The sequence below is a fragment of the Aliivibrio sp. EL58 genome, assembly GCF_900312675.1.
Taxonomy (GTDB): domain Bacteria; phylum Pseudomonadota; class Gammaproteobacteria; order Enterobacterales; family Vibrionaceae; genus Aliivibrio.
The window spans coordinates 106,997-125,805 of record NZ_OMPC01000004.1 but is presented as its reverse complement, the minus strand read 5'-3'; the positions used below and the strand labels follow the sequence as shown (position 1 = coordinate 125,805).

General features: G+C 37.1%; 15 protein-coding genes. 10 read left to right on the top strand and 5 right to left on the bottom strand.

The window, feature by feature from the left end; genetic code table 11:
- On the bottom strand, positions 1-2,373 hold the full coding sequence (locus ED622_RS06015; protein ID WP_122033037.1) for an ATP-binding protein: 2,373 nt from the start codon (positions 2,371-2,373) through the stop codon (positions 1-3).
- A gap of 210 nt (positions 2,374-2,583) precedes the next feature.
- On the opposite strand from ED622_RS06015, the gene ED622_RS06010 reads away from it, so the two are divergent.
- Positions 2,584-3,636, top strand: a complete 1,053-nt coding sequence (locus ED622_RS06010) for a tetratricopeptide repeat protein (protein ID WP_254052599.1) — start codon at positions 2,584-2,586, stop codon at positions 3,634-3,636.
- A gap of 109 nt (positions 3,637-3,745) precedes the next feature.
- Here the strand turns inward: ED622_RS06010 and ED622_RS06005 are convergent, their stop codons facing one another.
- A complete protein-coding gene (locus tag ED622_RS06005; protein ID WP_122033036.1) occupies positions 3,746-4,411 on the bottom strand; it encodes a Bax inhibitor-1/YccA family protein in 666 nt (221 codons plus the stop codon).
- Positions 4,412-4,424: 13 nt separating this feature from the next.
- Here ED622_RS06005 and ED622_RS06000 point away from each other — a divergent pair, with 13 nt between their 5' ends.
- The 9 genes from ED622_RS06000 (at position 4,425) to ED622_RS19985 (ending at position 15,512) form a co-directional block, all read left to right on the top strand.
- Positions 4,425-5,999, top strand: coding sequence for a recombinase family protein (locus ED622_RS06000; protein WP_122033035.1), 1,575 nt, complete (start codon positions 4,425-4,427; stop codon positions 5,997-5,999).
- Positions 6,000-6,256: 257 nt separating this feature from the next.
- On the top strand, positions 6,257-6,406 hold the full coding sequence (locus tag ED622_RS05995) for a transposase (protein WP_122033034.1): 150 nt from the start codon (positions 6,257-6,259) through the stop codon (positions 6,404-6,406).
- A gap of 67 nt (positions 6,407-6,473) precedes the next feature.
- On the top strand, positions 6,474-6,644 hold the full coding sequence (locus tag ED622_RS19930) for a hypothetical protein (RefSeq protein ID WP_162922472.1): 171 nt from the start codon (positions 6,474-6,476) through the stop codon (positions 6,642-6,644).
- Positions 6,625-9,453 (top strand): BT4734/BF3469 family protein, encoded by a 2,829-nt coding sequence (locus ED622_RS05990; RefSeq protein WP_122033033.1) that lies wholly within the window; start codon positions 6,625-6,627, stop codon positions 9,451-9,453. Before ED622_RS19930 ends, ED622_RS05990 begins: the two co-directional genes overlap by 20 nt.
- A gap of 263 nt (positions 9,454-9,716) precedes the next feature.
- Entirely contained in the window at positions 9,717-9,896 is a 180-nt protein-coding gene (locus tag ED622_RS05985; protein WP_122033032.1) for a hypothetical protein, read from the top strand.
- Between the two features lie 741 nt (positions 9,897-10,637).
- Entirely contained in the window at positions 10,638-11,843 is a 1,206-nt protein-coding gene (locus ED622_RS05980) for a phage major capsid protein (protein WP_122033031.1), read from the top strand.
- A gap of 14 nt (positions 11,844-11,857) precedes the next feature.
- Positions 11,858-12,712: a phage major capsid protein gene (locus ED622_RS05975; RefSeq protein ID WP_122033030.1), complete on the top strand. Its 855-nt coding sequence runs from the start codon at positions 11,858-11,860 to the stop codon at positions 12,710-12,712.
- A gap of 14 nt (positions 12,713-12,726) precedes the next feature.
- Positions 12,727-13,443 (top strand): HK97 family phage prohead protease, encoded by a 717-nt coding sequence (locus tag ED622_RS05970; RefSeq protein WP_122033029.1) that lies wholly within the window; start codon positions 12,727-12,729, stop codon positions 13,441-13,443.
- 1,517 nt (positions 13,444-14,960) lie between these two features.
- The gene (locus ED622_RS19985; RefSeq protein WP_174213431.1) at positions 14,961-15,512 is read left to right on the top strand and encodes a hypothetical protein; all 552 of its coding nucleotides are present in this window, start codon (positions 14,961-14,963) and stop codon (positions 15,510-15,512) included.
- Between the two features lie 252 nt (positions 15,513-15,764).
- Here the strand turns inward: ED622_RS19985 and ED622_RS05960 are convergent, their stop codons facing one another.
- From ED622_RS05960 to ED622_RS05950, 3 genes are read right to left on the bottom strand one after another with little or no spacing between them, the layout of a single operon-like run.
- The gene (locus ED622_RS05960) at positions 15,765-16,514 is read right to left on the bottom strand and encodes an amino acid ABC transporter ATP-binding protein (RefSeq protein ID WP_045102311.1); all 750 of its coding nucleotides are present in this window, start codon (positions 16,512-16,514) and stop codon (positions 15,765-15,767) included.
- A gap of 24 nt (positions 16,515-16,538) precedes the next feature.
- The gene (locus tag ED622_RS05955) at positions 16,539-17,636 is read right to left on the bottom strand and encodes an amino acid ABC transporter permease (protein ID WP_122033028.1); all 1,098 of its coding nucleotides are present in this window, start codon (positions 17,634-17,636) and stop codon (positions 16,539-16,541) included.
- Between the two features lie 2 nt (positions 17,637-17,638).
- On the bottom strand, positions 17,639-18,805 hold the full coding sequence (locus tag ED622_RS05950) for an amino acid ABC transporter permease (protein ID WP_122033027.1): 1,167 nt from the start codon (positions 18,803-18,805) through the stop codon (positions 17,639-17,641).
- Positions 18,806-18,809 lie beyond the last annotated feature (4 nt).

The window sequence follows — 18,809 nt, the reverse complement described above, 5'->3', positions numbered from 1 at the left end:
TCATTTCACCAGTAAGTGTTGACGATGTAAAACATTAGTAATGTGACGGAACCAGTGATCGGAAATACGAGCTTTTTCTTCGTTCCATTCAATGTATCCACGACTTTGAAAGTATCGTAATGTACTGATCACTTCAGCTATGCTTAAACGACTGCATTCACAGACATCAGCAGGAGAGGCAATCTCCAGTTGTACAATCGAACGAAGTACTGCAAGCATTGGCTTAGGCATTGTCTCTAAGTCATCTGAATGAGGGGCTTTAAATAAGCGAACCAGCACTGCTTCAGTGTCTTTATCACGATGTAAAGATAATCGGAAAAAGCGTAATGCAACCGTAGGGTTACCATCCGAGTAATCCCATAAAATACGATAGAAGCCATTTCTAGCTCGCTCTTCTTCCGTTAAATTTTCCTCATCCCATTGTCTTGGCAGAATTAAGCCATCAAATGAAATAGAAGGCACCGTTTCATTAGTTTCTGGATTTTGTGTGGTGGTAATACGAGACTCAAGCAGTTGGGCTATCTGTTTTTCCCCCCATTTAGGCATGAAGGTAACCAGATCAAATAGCAAACGCTCTCCACGAGCTCGATCGATAAAACGCCAGCTCGATTTTTCAATAGCTAAAACAACGCGATGACTTTTACGAGCGCGACGCAATAAGTTGGTCAGTTTCATTAAATCAGCTAAACCATTTACTTTAGGCTTAACTAAGCGCTGTGCATTATCAAAAGCCAATAGGTAACAAGTTTCACTATTTCGTAAGTGCTGAAGAATATCTCTTTCAGTCGATTCTTCAGGTAATCCTAACTGTTTAGCAAATTCTGGTAATAAAGCAGAGTAGCCGTCATAAGGGCAATTTAAATACAGTGGCTGTGCATTTTTAACTTTATTTATAATTCGATTAAGTAGAGTGGTTGTACCAACGCCTCGTTCTCCTGAAAGAACACATACGGCAGGATTATCTGTTAATAAGTAACGAGAAAGTGCCGTCATTTCTTCTTTTGCATACTCTTCAATTAATGTTGATTCTTCTGAGCCTGGAGAAATATAATCAAAAGCGGCAGAGCCTTTGATTCGAACTAGGTTAGATTGTACACGTGAGACTTCTGTTTGTTTTGCGACTTCAATTCTAAATAAATACGCGAGAGCATGACTAAACGCGGTGTATTGGGACAGTACGCTAATAATATTGTGTTGGATTGATCGCCAAGAGAGCCAAACCGCACCACTAGCCGTCGCTGCGATAGAGATCAGAAATGTATTTTGATTTCTTACTGCCCATTGAATAGATACTGGCAATGGATCTAGGAGATGAATCTTTTCAAAGACCGTTTCTTTCCATTGCTTTAGGGTATAAACCGTTAGGAGGACAAAAAATAGATACACTAATGAATTGATCCATGCGTAAATTGTACCTTCACCAAGAGTGCGAGATGAAATCTGTAAAATAACACCGGCAACAATCCCTCCCCAAACATAGTGACGAATAGTGGCTAATCGACGAGCAATAACCTCTTTCTTATTATGTTTACTGTTACGGTAAATAAACTCTAGAATGAAGCTTACGGCAATAGAGCCACCTAAAATCCACCAGGTAAAGATCTCAAGGAAAATAAGATGTTGTAGGCTTGGAAGTGTCGAGATAATTCGTAATGTTACAGTAATTAATAGTAACCAAGCTATCGCTTTATGGGCACGAGTAAGGTACCAAATAGCCCTAATAATGATATTGGGTTTTGTCGAGCCTTCTAGATTTGATTTTTTAAAGTCATTGATTAAACGAGCGCTATTTTTTAACCACCAACTGAATACAAAAAAGACACACAATACTTTGAAAATAACACTGATAATAGGTACCGGTGAAATTTGTAAATCGTGTAATAAATTTTTGAAACTTCGAATTTGATAATGCAAATAATACTCAATGTTCAATCGAGTGATTGACAGCTCAGAATAGAATTGAGTTACGCCATAGGGACCAAATCCTGTTAACTGATCTCTAGTTGTTTGGTCAGTTAATTGTAGCAATAGCTGCTTACTAAGATTAAGAGAATTTAGTGATTGGTGATCCGCTTCAACGACTAACCAATGAGCTTCATCACTATTATCTCGATAATCAACCAATGCTTTTTCAAGACCTTCGGCATGCTTTTTTTGCTGAGTAATTGTCGTCGATAATAGACGCTTTACCTGAGAGTAATCGTTTTTAGAGAAAAAGTGCTGCTCTGGTAGAGCCTGAATATTTTGCTCAATTTTTTGTGCTTGTGGCGAGATCTCTATTGGCTGTTCATCAGAAAGCCCCCAACTTGCATAACAAGCTTGAGATAAAGTGAAAAGAAGCATAAATAAAAAATAACGAGAGAGCTTTTTCATATAGACCAAATACAGAGTAATTTAATATTACCTTAGCGAATTTTTTGAAAAAAACCAGTAACAAAGCTAGGAATGGAGATGAAAATATAGATATGGCTTATCATTCTATTTATTTCTCTCTTTTTTGATTAAAAATATAAAGATAAGCCTATTTTGCAAAAGGTATTAATTCTAATTGGTAGGGAAAGGAACTAGAATAGAGGGATAAAAATGTATTCCTCTTTTGATGATATTTATATGTATTGGTTCTTATTTTTTACTGGCGTAATTTGCTTAATTGTTATGATTTTGCACTTTCAATCAGTTGAAAAGAAAAAAGTGTTAGCGGCGCAACGAAGAAGCAATTATTCGCCTTCTTCTCCTATCGTCGTTTTTGATGATGAAACAGACAGAAAAGATAAAATTGAGCGTGCAAATAAAGGCAATATCACCGCTCAGCTTGCCTTAGGGGCAGATCTAGAATTAGTCGACCAAAACGGAGCCATTAAATGGTATCTCAAAGCGGCAGAGCAAAATAGTCAACAAGCTTTTTATGCACTCGTTCGTCTTTATGATGATAACTATGATGATCCTGAATCGAGCGAAAAATCCAAATATTGGGCTGCTCGATTAGGCGATTCAAAAGGCAAGCAGAGTTCAACATTTAGGTTAGGCAAGCTGTACCTTGAAGGAGTTGGTTGCGAAAAAGATATTGAACTTGGAACCCAAACTATTACAGCATTAGCATTAAAAGAACATTTAGAGGCGCAGCTTTTTCTCGCTCAATGGTATCAAAAGCTTCAAGATGGTCATCCTGAAGGTTTCTATTGGATGTTAAGAGCTGCGTATCAAGGTGATCCCAAAGCAATGGTGACTGTCAGTTCCTGTTACTACCACGGGATAGGGGTAGAGAAAAATATTTATAAAGCGATTTATTGGACAGAGCGTGGAGGTGAACTTAAAATTCCTGAGTCACAACTTCGCTCAGCTCAATATAATCAAAAGATATCTTCTTCTCATAATGCGGTTGCTTATATTTGGGCTTATCTCGCGGTTGCGAGTGGTTATGAGGAAGCTCATAGTTTAAAGAATGACTTAGAAGCCAGTTTGCCTTTAGAAAATTTGTTAACGATTCAAAATGTGGCTCGTAAGTTACATGGATTGATGGATGAAAAGCCGGTAAAGAAACATTCGGTAATTCGTTTACTTAATAAGTTCTATGTAAGAGAAAATTACTTTCCGCCAGAAGACATTAATGATGAGTGTGCAATGTATACCAACTAGATTTCTTTCTTGGTGTTGTAACTAAATCAGTAGATATACCAATTAATAGATACAAAAATGCCAGCCTGTGAGGGCTGGCATTTTTTATACTTGTCGAAATATTTATCGATTAATCATCACGCATAATACCAAGAATACTTAGTAGGCTGATGAAGATGTTGTAGATAGAAACATACAGCGTAATCGTTGCTGAGATGTAGCTTGTTTCACCGCCGCGGATGATTGATTGTGTTGTAAGCAGAATCGCACCAGTAGAGAAAAGAATGAACATGCCGCTCATCGCAAGGTGTAATAAAGGCATTTGTAGGAAGATATTCGCTACCATACCAATTAGAAGCACAACGAAACCAGCCATTAGCACACCGTTAAGGAATGATAAATCACGCTTAGTTGTTAATGCGTAAGCAGATGCTGCCATGAATGATAATGCAGTACCGCCAAGAGCTGTTAGGATAACATCGCCCATACCTGCACCAATGTACATGTTCAGGATTGGACCAATGGTGTAACCTAAGAAGCCAGTAAATAAGAAGGTAAATACCAGCCCCATGCTGTTGTTACGGTTTTTCTCTGTTAGGAACAATAGGCCGTAGAAACCAACAAGCATAATGATAATACCTGGACGAGGTAAATTCAGAGCCATTGATACACCAGCAACAAGCGCCGACCATAACAGTGTCATAGACAGTAAGAAATAAGTATTACGTAATACTTTATTAGTTGACGCAATAGAACCGACTGATTCAGTTTGATAAGATGATTGATTAAAAGCCATGTAGGGCATCCTTATGAAAAAACAAGTTTATTCTTATGTTAGAGTATCAAGTATACAACAAGTTCAAAAAACTGGTATACAAAGACAAGTTAGCAAAGCCAAACAATGGGCTTTAGATAACGGTTATACGTTCAATGATACCTTTATAGATCAAGGTGTGTCCGCTTACAAGGGAAATAATGTTTCAAGCGGTGAACTTGGGTCTTTTATTGAAGCTGTTAAAAGTGGAGCAGTTCCTAGAGGATCTATACTTGTCATTGAAGCATTAGACCGATTATCACGACAAGATATTTCGAAAGCAATGCGCCAGTTTCTTGAGCTAACTGGTTTAGGACTTGAAATAGTCACGCTTTCTGATAACCAACTATATTCAGAAGAATCAATCGGCGAGAATGGCATGCAGTTGATGATGTCTTTAATGTTTATGATGAAAGCAAATGAAGAATCGAAGCTTAAATCTGAGCGCATTAGTGACGCCAAAAAGCGAGCATATGATAAAGGTGTAAAAGGCGAGGGACTTGTTTCGGGACATATTCCATATTGGTTAGTATGGAATGGCAAACAATTTAGTGAAAATCACCATGCTGATGTTATCCGCACTATTTTTGAGATGGTGAAAAATGGATTATCATTTTCACGAATTGCTGAGTGTTTAAATAACGATGGAATACCATTACCACCAAGTAATCACGAAAACCGTAAAAACCGAGCAATAAAATGGACGGCTACACGTTGTCAAAAAGTAGTACGTGATAAAAAGGTTATCGGCTTACTAAAATCAAGTAAGGGTGATGTTTCAAACTATTACCCTGTTACCGTATCACTTTCTGATTTTTATGAAGCACAGGCAATCGTTGACGCAAGATCACAAAGAAGACCGAGCCAAAATACAATGACTAACTTGTTTAGTGGTTTTATTAAATGTGATGAGTGTAAAGGTGGGTTAACTATCAGAACTGGGGCAAAGCATAAAATGACACCGACCGTTATTAAACGAAGCGGTTTTACATTTATGTGTAATGCTAAAAATAATAAGGGTTATAAGTGTGATTTTAAAACGATGCACAGTTTTTCATTTGAAAAGATGATCCTTGAATGTATCCCATTGCTTGATATATCACCTATTAAAGATGTAGATAAACGTCCTGCACTAAGATCTGAAATGGATGAGTTAAATCAACAGCAATCCAATCTTGTTGATAACTTAATGAACCTATCAGGAAGTGCAGCAGATGCTATACAAAAGCGTTTACAAGTTGTATCAGATCGTATTGATGTAGTTTTAAACCTGTTAGATGATGAAGAACAAAAACAAAACATTGAAACACCTAAGATTACTTATTCAAATGATGATATTGAATCTATTTTAGATAAAGGTAATGTTGATTTAAGACAGAAAACTAATAATGCCTTACAACTGTTAGTTAAAGATATATATATTAATAAAGGTTCAACACGTTGTAATGTTGAACTATATAATGGTGAAATATATTTTATATCTTGGGATAAAGTAAATGATTATTCAAAAGTAAGATATTCCAAACATAACAGCGATACATGGCATTTAATCAGAAACAATGCCATGTAATACAACATATAAACCGTCCTTTGTGGCGGTTTTTTTATATCTATCGGTTGTGTAGTATCTACTTGAAATGTTTGTGATTTTTTTCACGGACACGGATCACGGTTTTATTTTCTTATGTGATATATATTTCATCCAAACAACGAAACTAATAAATAAAAGTAAATAATATAAGATATTTTTAGGTACTTTTAATAATCATGTCATATTGAGTTATAGGCGTGAATATTTCGCACGCCTGAATATAAGGATTTAATAAAATGAAAAAGAAACGATATACCAAAATAGAAAAGAAACGCCTTGTCGGTCTGATGGATGAATATCAAATTGAAAGCATTGAAAAAGAATATGGTCTTTCACGTTCAAGTTTGTACCGATGGCGTAATCAAATAGACAAGGGGATTTTATGATTGATTTTGATGAATGGTTAAATCTACCAGAAGAAGAAAGAAAACGATTATCGGAGGACGATGAATAATGAAATACCATATTAAGAAAATACCAATAATGATCGACGTTAATAATCTGCAATGGTTGAACAGCCGTGCTGAAAGTATTGCAAAAACAGTAAACAAACTTATCGAAAAAGAGCGCATTCAAAGAAGTGCTAACAATCAAGGGGAAAACGATGGAAATAAACCAAAATAATATTGCAGTAATAAGCGACAAAAAAGTGAATGGGCAGAAAGTTATTGCCGGTGATATTTCACTTAAAGACCTAATAAGCAAGACCAAGGATGGCACATATAAGCAACTTGTTTTAGCTTATCAAGCAGCCAAGAAAACAGATGCCCAAGCAAAGAAAGAAGATTACGTCCCAAGTGTGATGCCACATGCTTTTATTTCGGATGGAATAGTAAAACTGAAAGATGATAAAGACCAATATCAGCATGAAAGATGGGATCTTTCAGGAATTATTCATTTAGACTTAGACAAAATTGATATTGATATCAACGAAGTTAAAGCCAAGTTGCTGACAACAAAACCTATTGCATTGTTTACGTCCCCAAGTGGAAACGGCTTAAAGTGTTTTTGGGCGCATGATCTAGAGAGTACGCTTGCTAATAAGAAGAACTTTCAACGCATAGCACAGCACCATATCAGACAGCTTTTGAGTGATCTTGGACTTGGCAAATATTATGATGGCAAAGTCTATAACCCTAACAGACAATGCTATGTAAGTTATGATGAAAACGCATATCACAGTGAAGCCAACAAAGCCCTGACACTATCAAAGACAGCAACTTGGTATCTTTCCAAGCTTGCGGAAGTAAAGGCGTTAGAAGACCGTATGCAGGCTATAAAGGCGACTGCTACAGGTACAGTAAGTCAAACACCTAACCAGTCACGTATTGATTATATTATTGATAAGAACGCCGCAAACGCTAACGCTATTTCTAACAGTGGTTATAATGGAGCGTTTAGCCTTGCAACAGTAATGATCCGTTGTGGCATGGATGATATAAGCATTGAAAATAAGCTTGCAATCACATTTCCAAGCACTAAAAATTGGGGCGGAGCTACTTACAAAGACCAGATACAAGCAGCAAGAAACCTTGTAAAAGATAGTCGTTTTGATTTTGCGGAATCAATCAAGCTTGTTTTATCTAATGAAGACGAAACAGCGCTGAAACAGTTTAAATCAGATCTGGCACAACTACAGGACGAACTTAACACCAACAAGCCAATCAAGGCTAAACGTCAACCATTAGGTACTATTGACGTTGTGAGTGGTTTGCCCAGTACTGGTAAAACATACGAAGCCATTAAGCGCATTACAGATGCCCAGCGAGGTATATTTGTTTATGCAGTTCACGACATAAACACGATGGGTTGGCATGATGGTAGCCGTGTAAAAGAGATTGAAAACTATTGCACTGAAAACGATATAACGTGCCCCGATATTGTTCGTATTGCTTCAAGTGATCAGGATGGTAATAAACTTGACGGTATTATGAAGCAAGCACAGGATGCAGTTTCAAATCTATCAGATTATTCTGTAATCTTTATCACGCACAAAGGTTTGGAATACTTAGATTTTGGTATATTTCAAGATCTATCAGATGGTGGGACACACCTTATTGTTGATGAAGTGCCGAGCATATTTGAACTTAGAAGTGAATCAGCTTCACTTGGGAACTATAATACGTTGCTTTCATATCTTGAATATAAACAAGAAGATGATCATATTGTGGCAAGTAGCTTATCTGATAAAGGTTTTGATTTACTTGCGGCAGAAAGTGATCGAAATAATGACTGGTATATTACAAAGTTACGAGAGCTAACTAAGCTTAATATACAGAGTCGCTTTATATATAATAAAGAAAACTGCAATCTTAAAACACTTTCCATTATTGATATTGAAAAGCTACTACAGTTCAACAGTCTAACTTTGATGGGCGATGATGCGCATAACAGTATTCTATGCTTACTTTTAAAGGATCGTGTAGATATCAATGTTCGCAGACTTACACCAAGACACGATAAAATTGCACATCGTTTCAATGGGATATACTACTGTACTAACTTGACGTATGGCACAGCTAAAGTGAACAGACACCCTGAGATATTACAGGAACTGTCCAAGGATATATTTAAAGTTGGTGTTATTGATCATGATATTGAACAGCACTTATGCTTATTTAATAAACAAGAGTTAGAAGTTGATACGTTTGGTACATCTTATCAAAATATGTTTGGTGCTGATGGTCTTTATACTTTACGTGGCACGACAAAAGATGATGACGCAGGATCTAAAAATCTAGTTTATGGCACTGCAAATACACACGGCAAGAATAATCTACAGTCGTTTGAGTTGGTTGCTTGTTTATATTCATTAAAGCCAAGCCCAATACAAAATGCTTACTTACTTGATCGTGGTCTAACACAGGAGCAGATATACCGATGGACTGAATACAACAGCCATATGCAAAATGCTTTTCGTGGTTGGTTACGTGATCCGAACAGTAATAGTAAGGGTGTTTTAGTGTTGCCTGATATTGCTTCATTTAACTACTTTGTTGATCGTATTCGTGAAGAGTTTGGGGATAGTGAGGCTGATAGCATTAAGGCAATGGGAAAGTGTATTGATAACCCAATCGTGGAGGATTTGTTTATGCCTAAGAAATCAGGCCGCAAGACTAAAACAGGTGACGAAGCACTTACAGCAACGCAGAGAAGCAAGCTGCGAAAGTGGCGAAACCATAAAGACCTTTCACCACAGTTCGTTGATGATAAGTTTGCTTCATTAGGTGTGGCAATGTTTGAAATGAAATTGCCTACTTTGAAACAAGAGTATGGCACTTATAAACCGCCTAAATCAAACGCAGAGCGACAGAGGCGCAAGTGTGAAAAAGTGAAACAACAAGCCACAGAGGCCGATGGTTTTGACGCACTAAAGAAGCAGTTTGGATACGACGAAGATAAACCGTTTGTATATGGCGGTAAACCTTTGTAAGGGTTGGGTTAGTTGATACACGAAAAAGGGCACGAAACCCTTAAATAGGAATAACTGATTTAAAGCGTGCCTTTTTCCGTGGCACTTATTTCGGGGTGCACAAAACTGTTTTGTCTATAAGGAAACTAGCACCTAAAAACTAAATTGAGCATACACGGCATACAGAGCATACACGGCATACAAGAAAGGTTTTCGTGGCATACCAAGCGGCATACAAATAGGCATACATAAGATAAATACTTCTGTTATTAACAGGAGCCGCAATGATTAATCCCAACGAATACACCCCACTAACTGAAGATGAAGCCTTGGAATGTATTATTGAAAATATATTACAAGGCACAGGAAAGAATAATACATTAATAAGACAGCACCATGAAGAAGCACTTATATTATTCTATCAGTGCCTACCCCTACTACAAGAACAAGGAATAATAATATGATTGGTTAGATCTACCAGAAAGAAGAACATTATATATTATTAAAATGATCATATTAATATAAGTCGTTGATATATAGTGCGTTAGGGGGTATCCATAAGGCAGGTGCGCACCCCTTTACAGCGGCGTGTAACCTTTCTTCACGAAATATAACCCCAAATACCCTAAAAATACCCCAAATAGCACCCACAAAAAAAGCCAGAGTGAATAAAATCACTATGGCTTACCGCACATCCCATGCGTCGTATTTAATATACGTTTTGACTTAATATTACAAAAATATTGATATTAAGATTTTAAACTATCTAATTTTATGGCTTCAATTTATTAATGTAAACGATGCGATTCGTGTTGCACTTTCAAGTTCATAAGTAAACAAACTTAATATTTTATGTTTTATGATAAATTGACTGGAAAATGTCCAGTAATCGATAATACCATTATTACCAATCATTAGTATTTATAATAATACAGGGGGGGAACGTGGGAACTATATATTTACTATATGAGATTGCCACGATTAACTGTATTAACGCTATTCTAAACTTTCAATATTTCCCCTGTAATAAAATCCAACCTTAAAATATTAATAAATACACCTATACAAAACGAATTTCTTTTAATGCGTTGCTTTTAGTTGAACTCAATAAAAAAGCGTAGGTGTGTTTCAGTTTAATAAAATAAATCACCTGTAAGCCACAAAAGAAATAAATCAAAAATAATAAACTTACAGGTGGATTTAATATGGATATTAAACAACTTATCAAAAAACAAACGGACTTTAATAATAACTTAGAAACAACAATCACAGACTTAAACGACAAGATTGACGCTATTCAATATAAGGCAGATAAAAAAGAACTACGCGAAAGCCGAGCAACAGTTGAAAAACAAGACCCACGCGAACCGAAAACAAAGAACTTTCTAATCAAAGATTTTACTAATTCAGGTCAAAAAGATTACGCACAGTTCAAAGCACAAGTAAAAGGCTTACCGCTTGATGGCAATACGGCACTATACGAAGAAACTTTAAACGTAGAAGTACTAGAGCAAGCGATCCAAAACAACGCAGTTTTAAATGCAATCGGACAACGCGCAACCACTAACCTTACATATCGTCGTACTGTACTAACACAACGCCCACAAATATTGTTAACAAAAGAAAATACAACTTTCACGGCAGTAAGTGAAACAGACGCAACAAACTACAGTTCTATTTCTGGTTTGTTTACAAAGGCTTTCGCATTTCCACGCCTTACAAATGAAGTACTAGAACAAAGTGATGCAGATGTAGAAAGTAATCTATTGAAACTACTTTCTGAACAGTTTGCAATCACAATGCAAGATCAAATCTTACACGGTGACGGAACAGAAACAGCAGGTGTTCAACAGCTTAAAGGTATCTGTAATGCAGCGATTGATCGCGCAAATGCATACGCTGAAGCACTAAAACCAAGTGCAACACGTGCACGTGACATTCTTGCAGCAGTAAAAGCAAATGCCGCTGATATTGGCACAACAGCAGCAGAGATCGAAGCGTTCTTATATACATTAATGCTTACAGTTCCTGAACGTTCGCAAGCAACAAGCCAGTTCGCAATGAATGAAAATACACTTTCTTTCCTGATGCAAAATCTAAAAGATACACAAGGTCGTTCGCTAATCAATCTTGAAATGATTAAAGATAACGGTGTTTGGGTTCGTCGTATTAATTTATTCGGTGCAACTATCATTCTAAATGAAACTATTGACGATATTGGAGCAGGTAATGCCCCGATCATTTTCGGTGATTTCACAGCCGCGTATGAAATGCTTAAACCGTCCCAAGGCGATCACTTCCTAGTAGATCAGTACACAATCCCTGACACAGTTGGTTATTATCAAGATATGTATTTCGGTTCTGTAGTAGCAGATCATGAAGCACTAGCCGTACTAGTTTGCGTAGCGTAATGGAGGTTTAGATTATGAACTTTCAAGAGCATTTAACAAAGTCGTTAAACTACGCGCCAACGCTATCAGCACAAGAACTATCAGACCAAATCACTGAGCAAGCATTTAACAGTTCTTCTTTATTGCAGAACGTGGGAATGCAGATTGCAGACAATCCAAGTTACCGCAATGTATTCGTTACGCACCCAAGTATTTCAGAAGTAACAGAGGGACAAGTGATCCCGACTTCTACAGTACAGAGTTACGTTACGAAAGCAGCCGATTTCACGAAGATTGCAACGAGCATTGAACTATCTAATGAAGTGCTTACGTTTTCTAAGTTTGATATTGAAGCAAACACAGCAATGTTAGTGGGCAATGTTACAGCAGACAAGATCGCTGGTTTAGTTACTGACAACTTAAAGATACGTGAAACGCTTACGCCTGATCGCGTTATTGGTGAGGACGTTCTAAAAGTTGTTTCTGGTATTGCTAACGAATGGGGGAGTGATGCGGCAGGCATTTACACCTTACTTGGTAACGTTGTTAAAACGATCCCTGATGTATACGACGCGAACAGCAAACTATTCTGCAACAAAGAAAATCTAGTTGATTTCACTACAGCGTTAACGAGCCAAGGCGATCAAACGTGGCTAGTTCAGAACGGATTGCTATTCGGTCGTTATGAGATCGTTGTTTGTGATCAGTTGCCAACAGGCACAATGTACTTCGGTGACTTAGAAGCAGCGTTTGATGTTGTAGCGTTACAGGGAAATCAAATTGCTGATCCATATACAAAGCCTGATGTGTTGAAAATCACGAACACAAGCAAGTTTGCAACAGTAGCAAAAGACGCTATTGGAATCACCGCAGTAGTGCAAGAAGTCTAATAAAAGGAGCATTTATGAACACTAAGTTTTTAAGTGCCCCAGTTCGAAAACTAGAGCAGGGCATTGTCACTGTAAAAGTTGCAGAACTAGACGGAGCACAAGCGGATCGAGTCGGTGACGTTTACGCGCAAGAGTCTTTTGATAAAACCATCGCAGAGTTTGAAGAAGGTCAAAACCCTATCGCTTTACTTTTTAACCATGACTATGCACGTCCAGTAGGCCGTATTAATAAGTTTTGGAAGGAAGGAACAGATTTAATGATGGAGGCTGAAATCAATCAAGATATTGAAGACGGTAAAATGATTAAATCAATGATTGAGCAAGGCACGATCAAAAACACTTCTATTGGCTATCAAATCAACGACGAACAATACGACAGATCAAACAGCAAGAACATTCTACTTGATATCACATTACTTGAAATATCATTTGTAGCAGTGCCCGCCGATCCTAAAGCACAGATTGTAGATACTAAATCAATCACCGAACTATCTATCAAAGATGCTTCACATGCTTTACGTGGCGCAGGATTTACAAAAAGAAAGACTGATTTCATATTGATGAACGGCTTCAATGCTACTGAGAAATCAGTACAAGATGAAGCACACGATCTAAAGATGAAATATTTACATAGTTATAGAAAAGATCACGAAAAAGCAGAATCAGAAAAGGCAATGCTTGAGCATGATATTCAAAAACTATCAAAGTTATTCGGTTGTCGTTTTGGTTAGTTGGTATTGGCTACAACAGAAAAGATTGAAGAAACGAAAGCAGTTCTTCAGACAGAATAAAAAATAATATTAAGGGTTATCCGAGAGGGTAGCCCTTTTTTTATGTGGGGTAACAATAGAAAGGAAGTAGCAATACAAAACTTAGATATTTAACGTATTCCGTTGATTCATAAACCATATAGAAATTGCAAGGCATTCAACTAAAAAATACAGACATAGATCACAAAAAAATGTTTATTTTTCATACATTACAAAGAAATCGAGAACAATCTTAAAACAGTGGTGAAGCTAGAGTCACCCGTATAATATGCTTGATCTAGATCAAAGTATTTTATTTGTAGATCGAGCTTAATATCACCCTAACGACAGGACTATGTTGTGCTTAACGAGCAAGTGGACACAAGATGTAGTGTTTGTCGGTTGGTTTGTGTGATATGCATCACGTTTTTTGGTGGTATTTTGATTTTCTTCTTTTTTCTAATAAAGAAAAGATATGTGTGAAAATAGCCAATATAAAGCGCCATGATACGCAGTGGCGTACTAAAATATCATATTTGATATAATGATATCATTTGATATCAAATATCCCTTAAAATGCGTTACAGGGCGTTTTTATTGAGATCTTATGTTTTAAAAGTAGATCGAAGAAAATAATGATGCTATCTTAATGAACATGGAATACAGGGTTTGTTTTTCAATACGTTAAAAACAAAAAAGCCCTGATTCCAAAATAATGGATTACAGGGCTTTCTTGAAATCCGAAATCAACCACAAGAATGGGGAAGTCAGATAAAGTTTGATATGTTCTTTGTTAGGCAAAATGTTTAGATTCTATACTTTCGACGGTTCAAGAATTTGAACTATTTCGTCTAACGCGCTATCAAAATAACATCGTGTGGCAGTAAAATGCAACGGCTTTTGTTCTTTTCTTGTGGATTTTAAAATCCAAATGGAGAATGAACTTATGGATTTGCTTGTAAAATTAGTAACTAAAGCGTCTTTTGTTGGAACTAAGCTTTTGAAACTGTTTCAACTAATAACGTTATTTACTAGGGCATGGGATTTTATAACTGATAGTTTTGATAACTTCCTATAATAAAATAATGATAGAGCCTACTTCGGTAGGTTTTTTTATGCCTGTCTTTTGGTTGTGAATATCTATGTATAACTATGTATAAGTTGTGGTTTTGATCGGGGTGAGGCAGGGTAAAGGACAGCCAATGAACAGACATATAACTAATAAAGATAAAACGAAAGGAAACAATACTATATCTTGTATGAGCCTTTGATTGTGGATATAATCTGTTTTGTTGATTAGTAATCGACAACGATTTAATGATATTTAAAGATTTCTTTTGCAAGTGCTTAGTAACCACTTGTAAAATCAGATATTAGAGCAACGTGGGCGATACCCTGAAATAAGGCTTCGCACGAATATGGGACACCGATACTGTATTGTCTATCATGGTACAGTGGTGACTTGAACCCACGTTGCTTTAACCTATTAAGGTTGAACAATGATAGAACTTACCTACAGCACTAAGCGTGTTTTAAAACAACTTACCTACCTTACAACAAATCATTTCAGTCATTTTGAATGGTTTTATCAATCACATCAACAGCTTGCGCGTTTTCTTGATATGTCGATATCAACAGTTAGACGATCAATTGAAACCCTTATCAGTCAAAAAATACTAGATGTCGATCACCGAAAGGGAACTTCTAATATGTATCGTTTGAACCTAGAACGTTTAGACGAACTTCTTACAGAAGAGCCAACCCCAAGCAACGAGAAGCGTGTTAGTTCACTTATTGAAGTTTTTAGAAATACTATTGTAAAGCGTGAAGATAAATCGTTTTTAGATAACTTTGTTAAGTATGGGATTAAGCATGAACCTATCTTTAAACGCTTTGTATCCTTCACTGTAGGCTATAAGAAATGGCTTCAAGGTGTTATCAGTGATAATGATTTAGAATCTTTTTTGGTGGGGCTTATAGTATACAGAAATAAAGTAGGTGTTATTCAGCGCAATACTTTATTTGTTTGTAGAGCCGACTCTTGTGTATGAGTTTGGCCGAACATTTGATTATTCATCGTATTCCCCTTGGAATGGACAGACATAAATATATAGACAGTTATGGTGCCTATAGTTCAAAAAATCAAGTAAGTTCTAATTTTTGAACTGAATTAATTGAGCTAGAAACCATTTTACATCAGTGCATTAACTTAGCTTGTGTACTTTGTAAGCATCTGTAACAAAAAAGCAGTAATCAAACGATCACTGCTTTTTAGTCTTACTCTTCGAGATAACCTCGTGATTTTAGTGATGCAAGATCTGACTTAAGAATAGCTGAGTTCTATCAGATTGTGGATTCTCAAAGAAATCGACGGGATTATTTTCTTCAATAATCTCTCCAGCATCCATGAAAATTACCCGATCGGCGACTTCTTTAGCAAACCCCATCTCATGAGTTACGCATAGCATTGTCATCCCTTCATCCGCGAGTTCAACCATTACATCAAGTACTTCTCGAACCATTTCAGGATCGAGCGCAGATGTCGGCTCATCAAATAACATCACTTGCGGATTCATGCATAGCGATCGAGCAATCGCTACACGCTGTTGTTGCCCACCAGACAGTTGGCCTGGGTATTTATCGGCTTGATCTGGGATTTTTACACGCTCAAGAAATTGCATTGCTAATGCTTCCGCTTCTGCTTTTGGCATTTTCTTTACCCAAATAGGCGCTAAAGTACAATTTTCAAGTACGGTTAGGTGAGGGAAGAGGTTGAAGTGTTGGAAACACATACCGACTTCTCTACGTACTGCTTCTATATTCTTTAAGTCTTCGGTAAGTTCTGTACCTGAAACGTAAATATGTCCCTTTTGGTGTTCTTCTAGGCGGTTAATACAGCGGATCATGGTTGATTTACCCGAGCCAGAAGGGCCACAAATAACAATCTTTTCGCCTTTTTTTACTTGTAAGTTGATGTTCTTAAGCACATGAAATTCGCCATACCATTTGTTCATGTCATCTAACTTAATCATATAATCTTGTTGAGTTGTCATAACTACATCCTTGAATTCTGTTAATTATCGCTTGTGGCCTGTATGAAGTTTGTTTTCTAAATAGATGGAGTATCTCGACATAGAGAAACAGAACACCCAGAAAACCAAAGCGACAAAGACATAACTTTCTGTTGAAAACCCTAACCACTCAGGATCGGTATTTGCGGCTTGGCCAATACCGAGCACATCAAACATACCTATAATAAGTACCAGACTTGTATCTTTAAATAAGCCAATGAAGGTATTTACGATTGATGGAATAGTGATTTTTAATGCTTGTGGCAAGATGATTAAGCGCATCTTTTTCCAATAGCCCAATCCAAGTGCATCAGCCGCTTCATATTGACCTTTTGGTATTGCTTGTAAGCCACCACGAACCACTTCAGCCATATATGCGGCACTAAATAACACCACACCAATGAGTGCTCTAAAGAGTTTATCTAGCTCCATACCTTCAGATAAAAACAGTGGAAGCATAACCGAAGCCATAAAGAGAACTGTGATTAATGGAACACCACGCCAAATCTCAATATACACGGTACACATGCTGCGAATTATTGGCATTTCAGAACGGCGGCCTAGTGCAAGAGCGACACCAATAGGAAGCGAAACAACGATCCCCACTATGGCAATAACCAGAGTGATTAATAACCCACCCCAAAGGTGTGTATCAACAACCGGTAAACCAAATACGCCGCCATACAATAAGAAGGCTGCAAAGAATGGGAAGATGTTTACAAATACTAACCAAATAGCCACTTTTTTAGGTGTATGTTCATAGGCTAGTAGAGCTACAAAGATAGCTAACAGACCATAAAATAGCTGAGGTCGCCAGAGTTCATCAGTAGGATAGAAACCATACATGAACTGGTCCCAACGAACGTTGATCATTACCCAACAAGCGCCTTCACTTGAGCAGGCATCACGTGTTGTTCCTATCCAATCGGCATTGATTAAAGCCCAATTGACCGCATTCCATAGACCACTAAATGCTAAATACGCAATAATAATCGTCAGAATTGAATTAATAGGACCGTTAAATAGATGTTTCTTAAGCCAAGTTATTGCACCAACCGTGTTTGCTGGTGGCGGAAGATCTGGCTGAAATTGATGTATGCTCATGATTACCTCTCAACCAGTGCGACTTTACTGTTATAAATATTCATCAAAAATGAGGTCAATAGACTTAAGGTTAGATAAACCGCCATTGTCATTGTGATGATCTCAATAGCTTGGCCTGTTTGGTTTAGCGTAGTACCTGCAAATACAGACACTAAATCAGGATAACCAATCGCCATTGCTAATGAGGAGTTTTTCGTTAAGTTTAAGTATTGGCTTGTTAGAGGGGGAATAATGATGCGCATCGCTTGTGGGATAACGACAAGTTTGAGTGTTTTATTTCTAGGTAAACCTAAAGCCATTGCTGCTTCTGTTTGTCCATGGCTAACCGCGTTAATACCTGAACGAACAATCTCTGCAATAAAAGAAGCAGTATAAACACTTAATGCTACAACTAATGCGGCTAATTCAGGAATAATACTAATACCACCTTTAAAGTTAAATCCCTTAAGTTCTGGGTACTCAATGGTGATAGGCATTCCTGAAATAAAGTAAGCCATCGTTGGTAAACCAATAATGGCTAATAGTGAATATCGAAGCAAAGGGGTTTGTTGACCAGTAAGCGTTTGTTTGTTCTTTGCCCATTTAGATAAAAAGATAATAAAGACAATCGCAATAATTACTGCCATGCCGATAAGGTTAGAACCTTCTTCAAATATAGGTCCTGGAAAGAATAATCCACGAACATTTAAGAATACGCTTTCGCCTAAACTCAAACTTTGGCGTGGAGATGGGAGTGCTTGTAATACAGCGAAATACCAAAAGAAAATTTGCAATAAAAGGGGGATATTTCGGAACGTTTCTATATAGACGGCAGCGCATCGACTGACGAGCCAGTTGTTAGATAATCGAGCAATACCAACGGTAAACCCAAGTACAGTCGCAAATAAAATCCCTAAAATAGAGACTAATGCTGTGTTTAAAAGCCCAACAATAAAAGTGCGTCCATAGGTGTGTGTTTCATCATACTCCACTAAAGATAAACCAATACCAAAGCCAGCCTCTTGATTTAAAAACCCAAGACCAGTCGCGATACCACGAGATTCTAAATTGGATAATGCATTGTTAACTATGGAATAAAAGAAAAATACAAGTGCAGCAACTGCTATCACTTGGAATAAAATCGCACGAAATGTTGGATTATAAAAGAGGTTTTTATTTTTAGATGACATACAA

Excerpts from the sequence above, each read along its gene's own strand:
- ED622_RS06005 (WP_122033036.1), bottom strand. The coding sequence starts at position 4,411 with ATGGCTTTTAATCAATCATCTTATCAAACTGAATCAGTCGGTTCTATT.
- ED622_RS19985 (WP_174213431.1), top strand. The coding sequence starts at position 14,961 with ATGATAGAACTTACCTACAGCACTAAGCGTGTTTTAAAACAACTTACC.
- ED622_RS05955 (WP_122033028.1), bottom strand. The coding sequence starts at position 17,636 with ATGAGCATACATCAATTTCAGCCAGATCTTCCGCCACCAGCAAACACG.
- ED622_RS06015 (WP_122033037.1), bottom strand. The coding sequence starts at position 2,373 with ATGAAAAAGCTCTCTCGTTATTTTTTATTTATGCTTCTTTTCACTTTA.
- ED622_RS05995 (WP_122033034.1), top strand. The coding sequence starts at position 6,257 with ATGAAAAAGAAACGATATACCAAAATAGAAAAGAAACGCCTTGTCGGT.
- ED622_RS06010 (WP_254052599.1), top strand. The coding sequence starts at position 2,584 with ATGTATTCCTCTTTTGATGATATTTATATGTATTGGTTCTTATTTTTT.
- ED622_RS05960 (WP_045102311.1), bottom strand. The coding sequence starts at position 16,514 with ATGACAACTCAACAAGATTATATGATTAAGTTAGATGACATGAACAAA.
- ED622_RS05985 (WP_122033032.1), top strand. The coding sequence starts at position 9,717 with ATGATTAATCCCAACGAATACACCCCACTAACTGAAGATGAAGCCTTG.
- ED622_RS19930 (WP_162922472.1), top strand. The coding sequence starts at position 6,474 with ATGAAATACCATATTAAGAAAATACCAATAATGATCGACGTTAATAAT.
- ED622_RS06000 (WP_122033035.1), top strand. The coding sequence starts at position 4,425 with ATGAAAAAACAAGTTTATTCTTATGTTAGAGTATCAAGTATACAACAA.
- ED622_RS05990 (WP_122033033.1), top strand. The coding sequence starts at position 6,625 with ATGGAAATAAACCAAAATAATATTGCAGTAATAAGCGACAAAAAAGTG.
- ED622_RS05950 (WP_122033027.1), bottom strand. The coding sequence starts at position 18,805 with ATGTCATCTAAAAATAAAAACCTCTTTTATAATCCAACATTTCGTGCG.
- ED622_RS05970 (WP_122033029.1), top strand. The coding sequence starts at position 12,727 with ATGAACACTAAGTTTTTAAGTGCCCCAGTTCGAAAACTAGAGCAGGGC.
- ED622_RS05980 (WP_122033031.1), top strand. The coding sequence starts at position 10,638 with ATGGATATTAAACAACTTATCAAAAAACAAACGGACTTTAATAATAAC.
- ED622_RS05975 (WP_122033030.1), top strand. The coding sequence starts at position 11,858 with ATGAACTTTCAAGAGCATTTAACAAAGTCGTTAAACTACGCGCCAACG.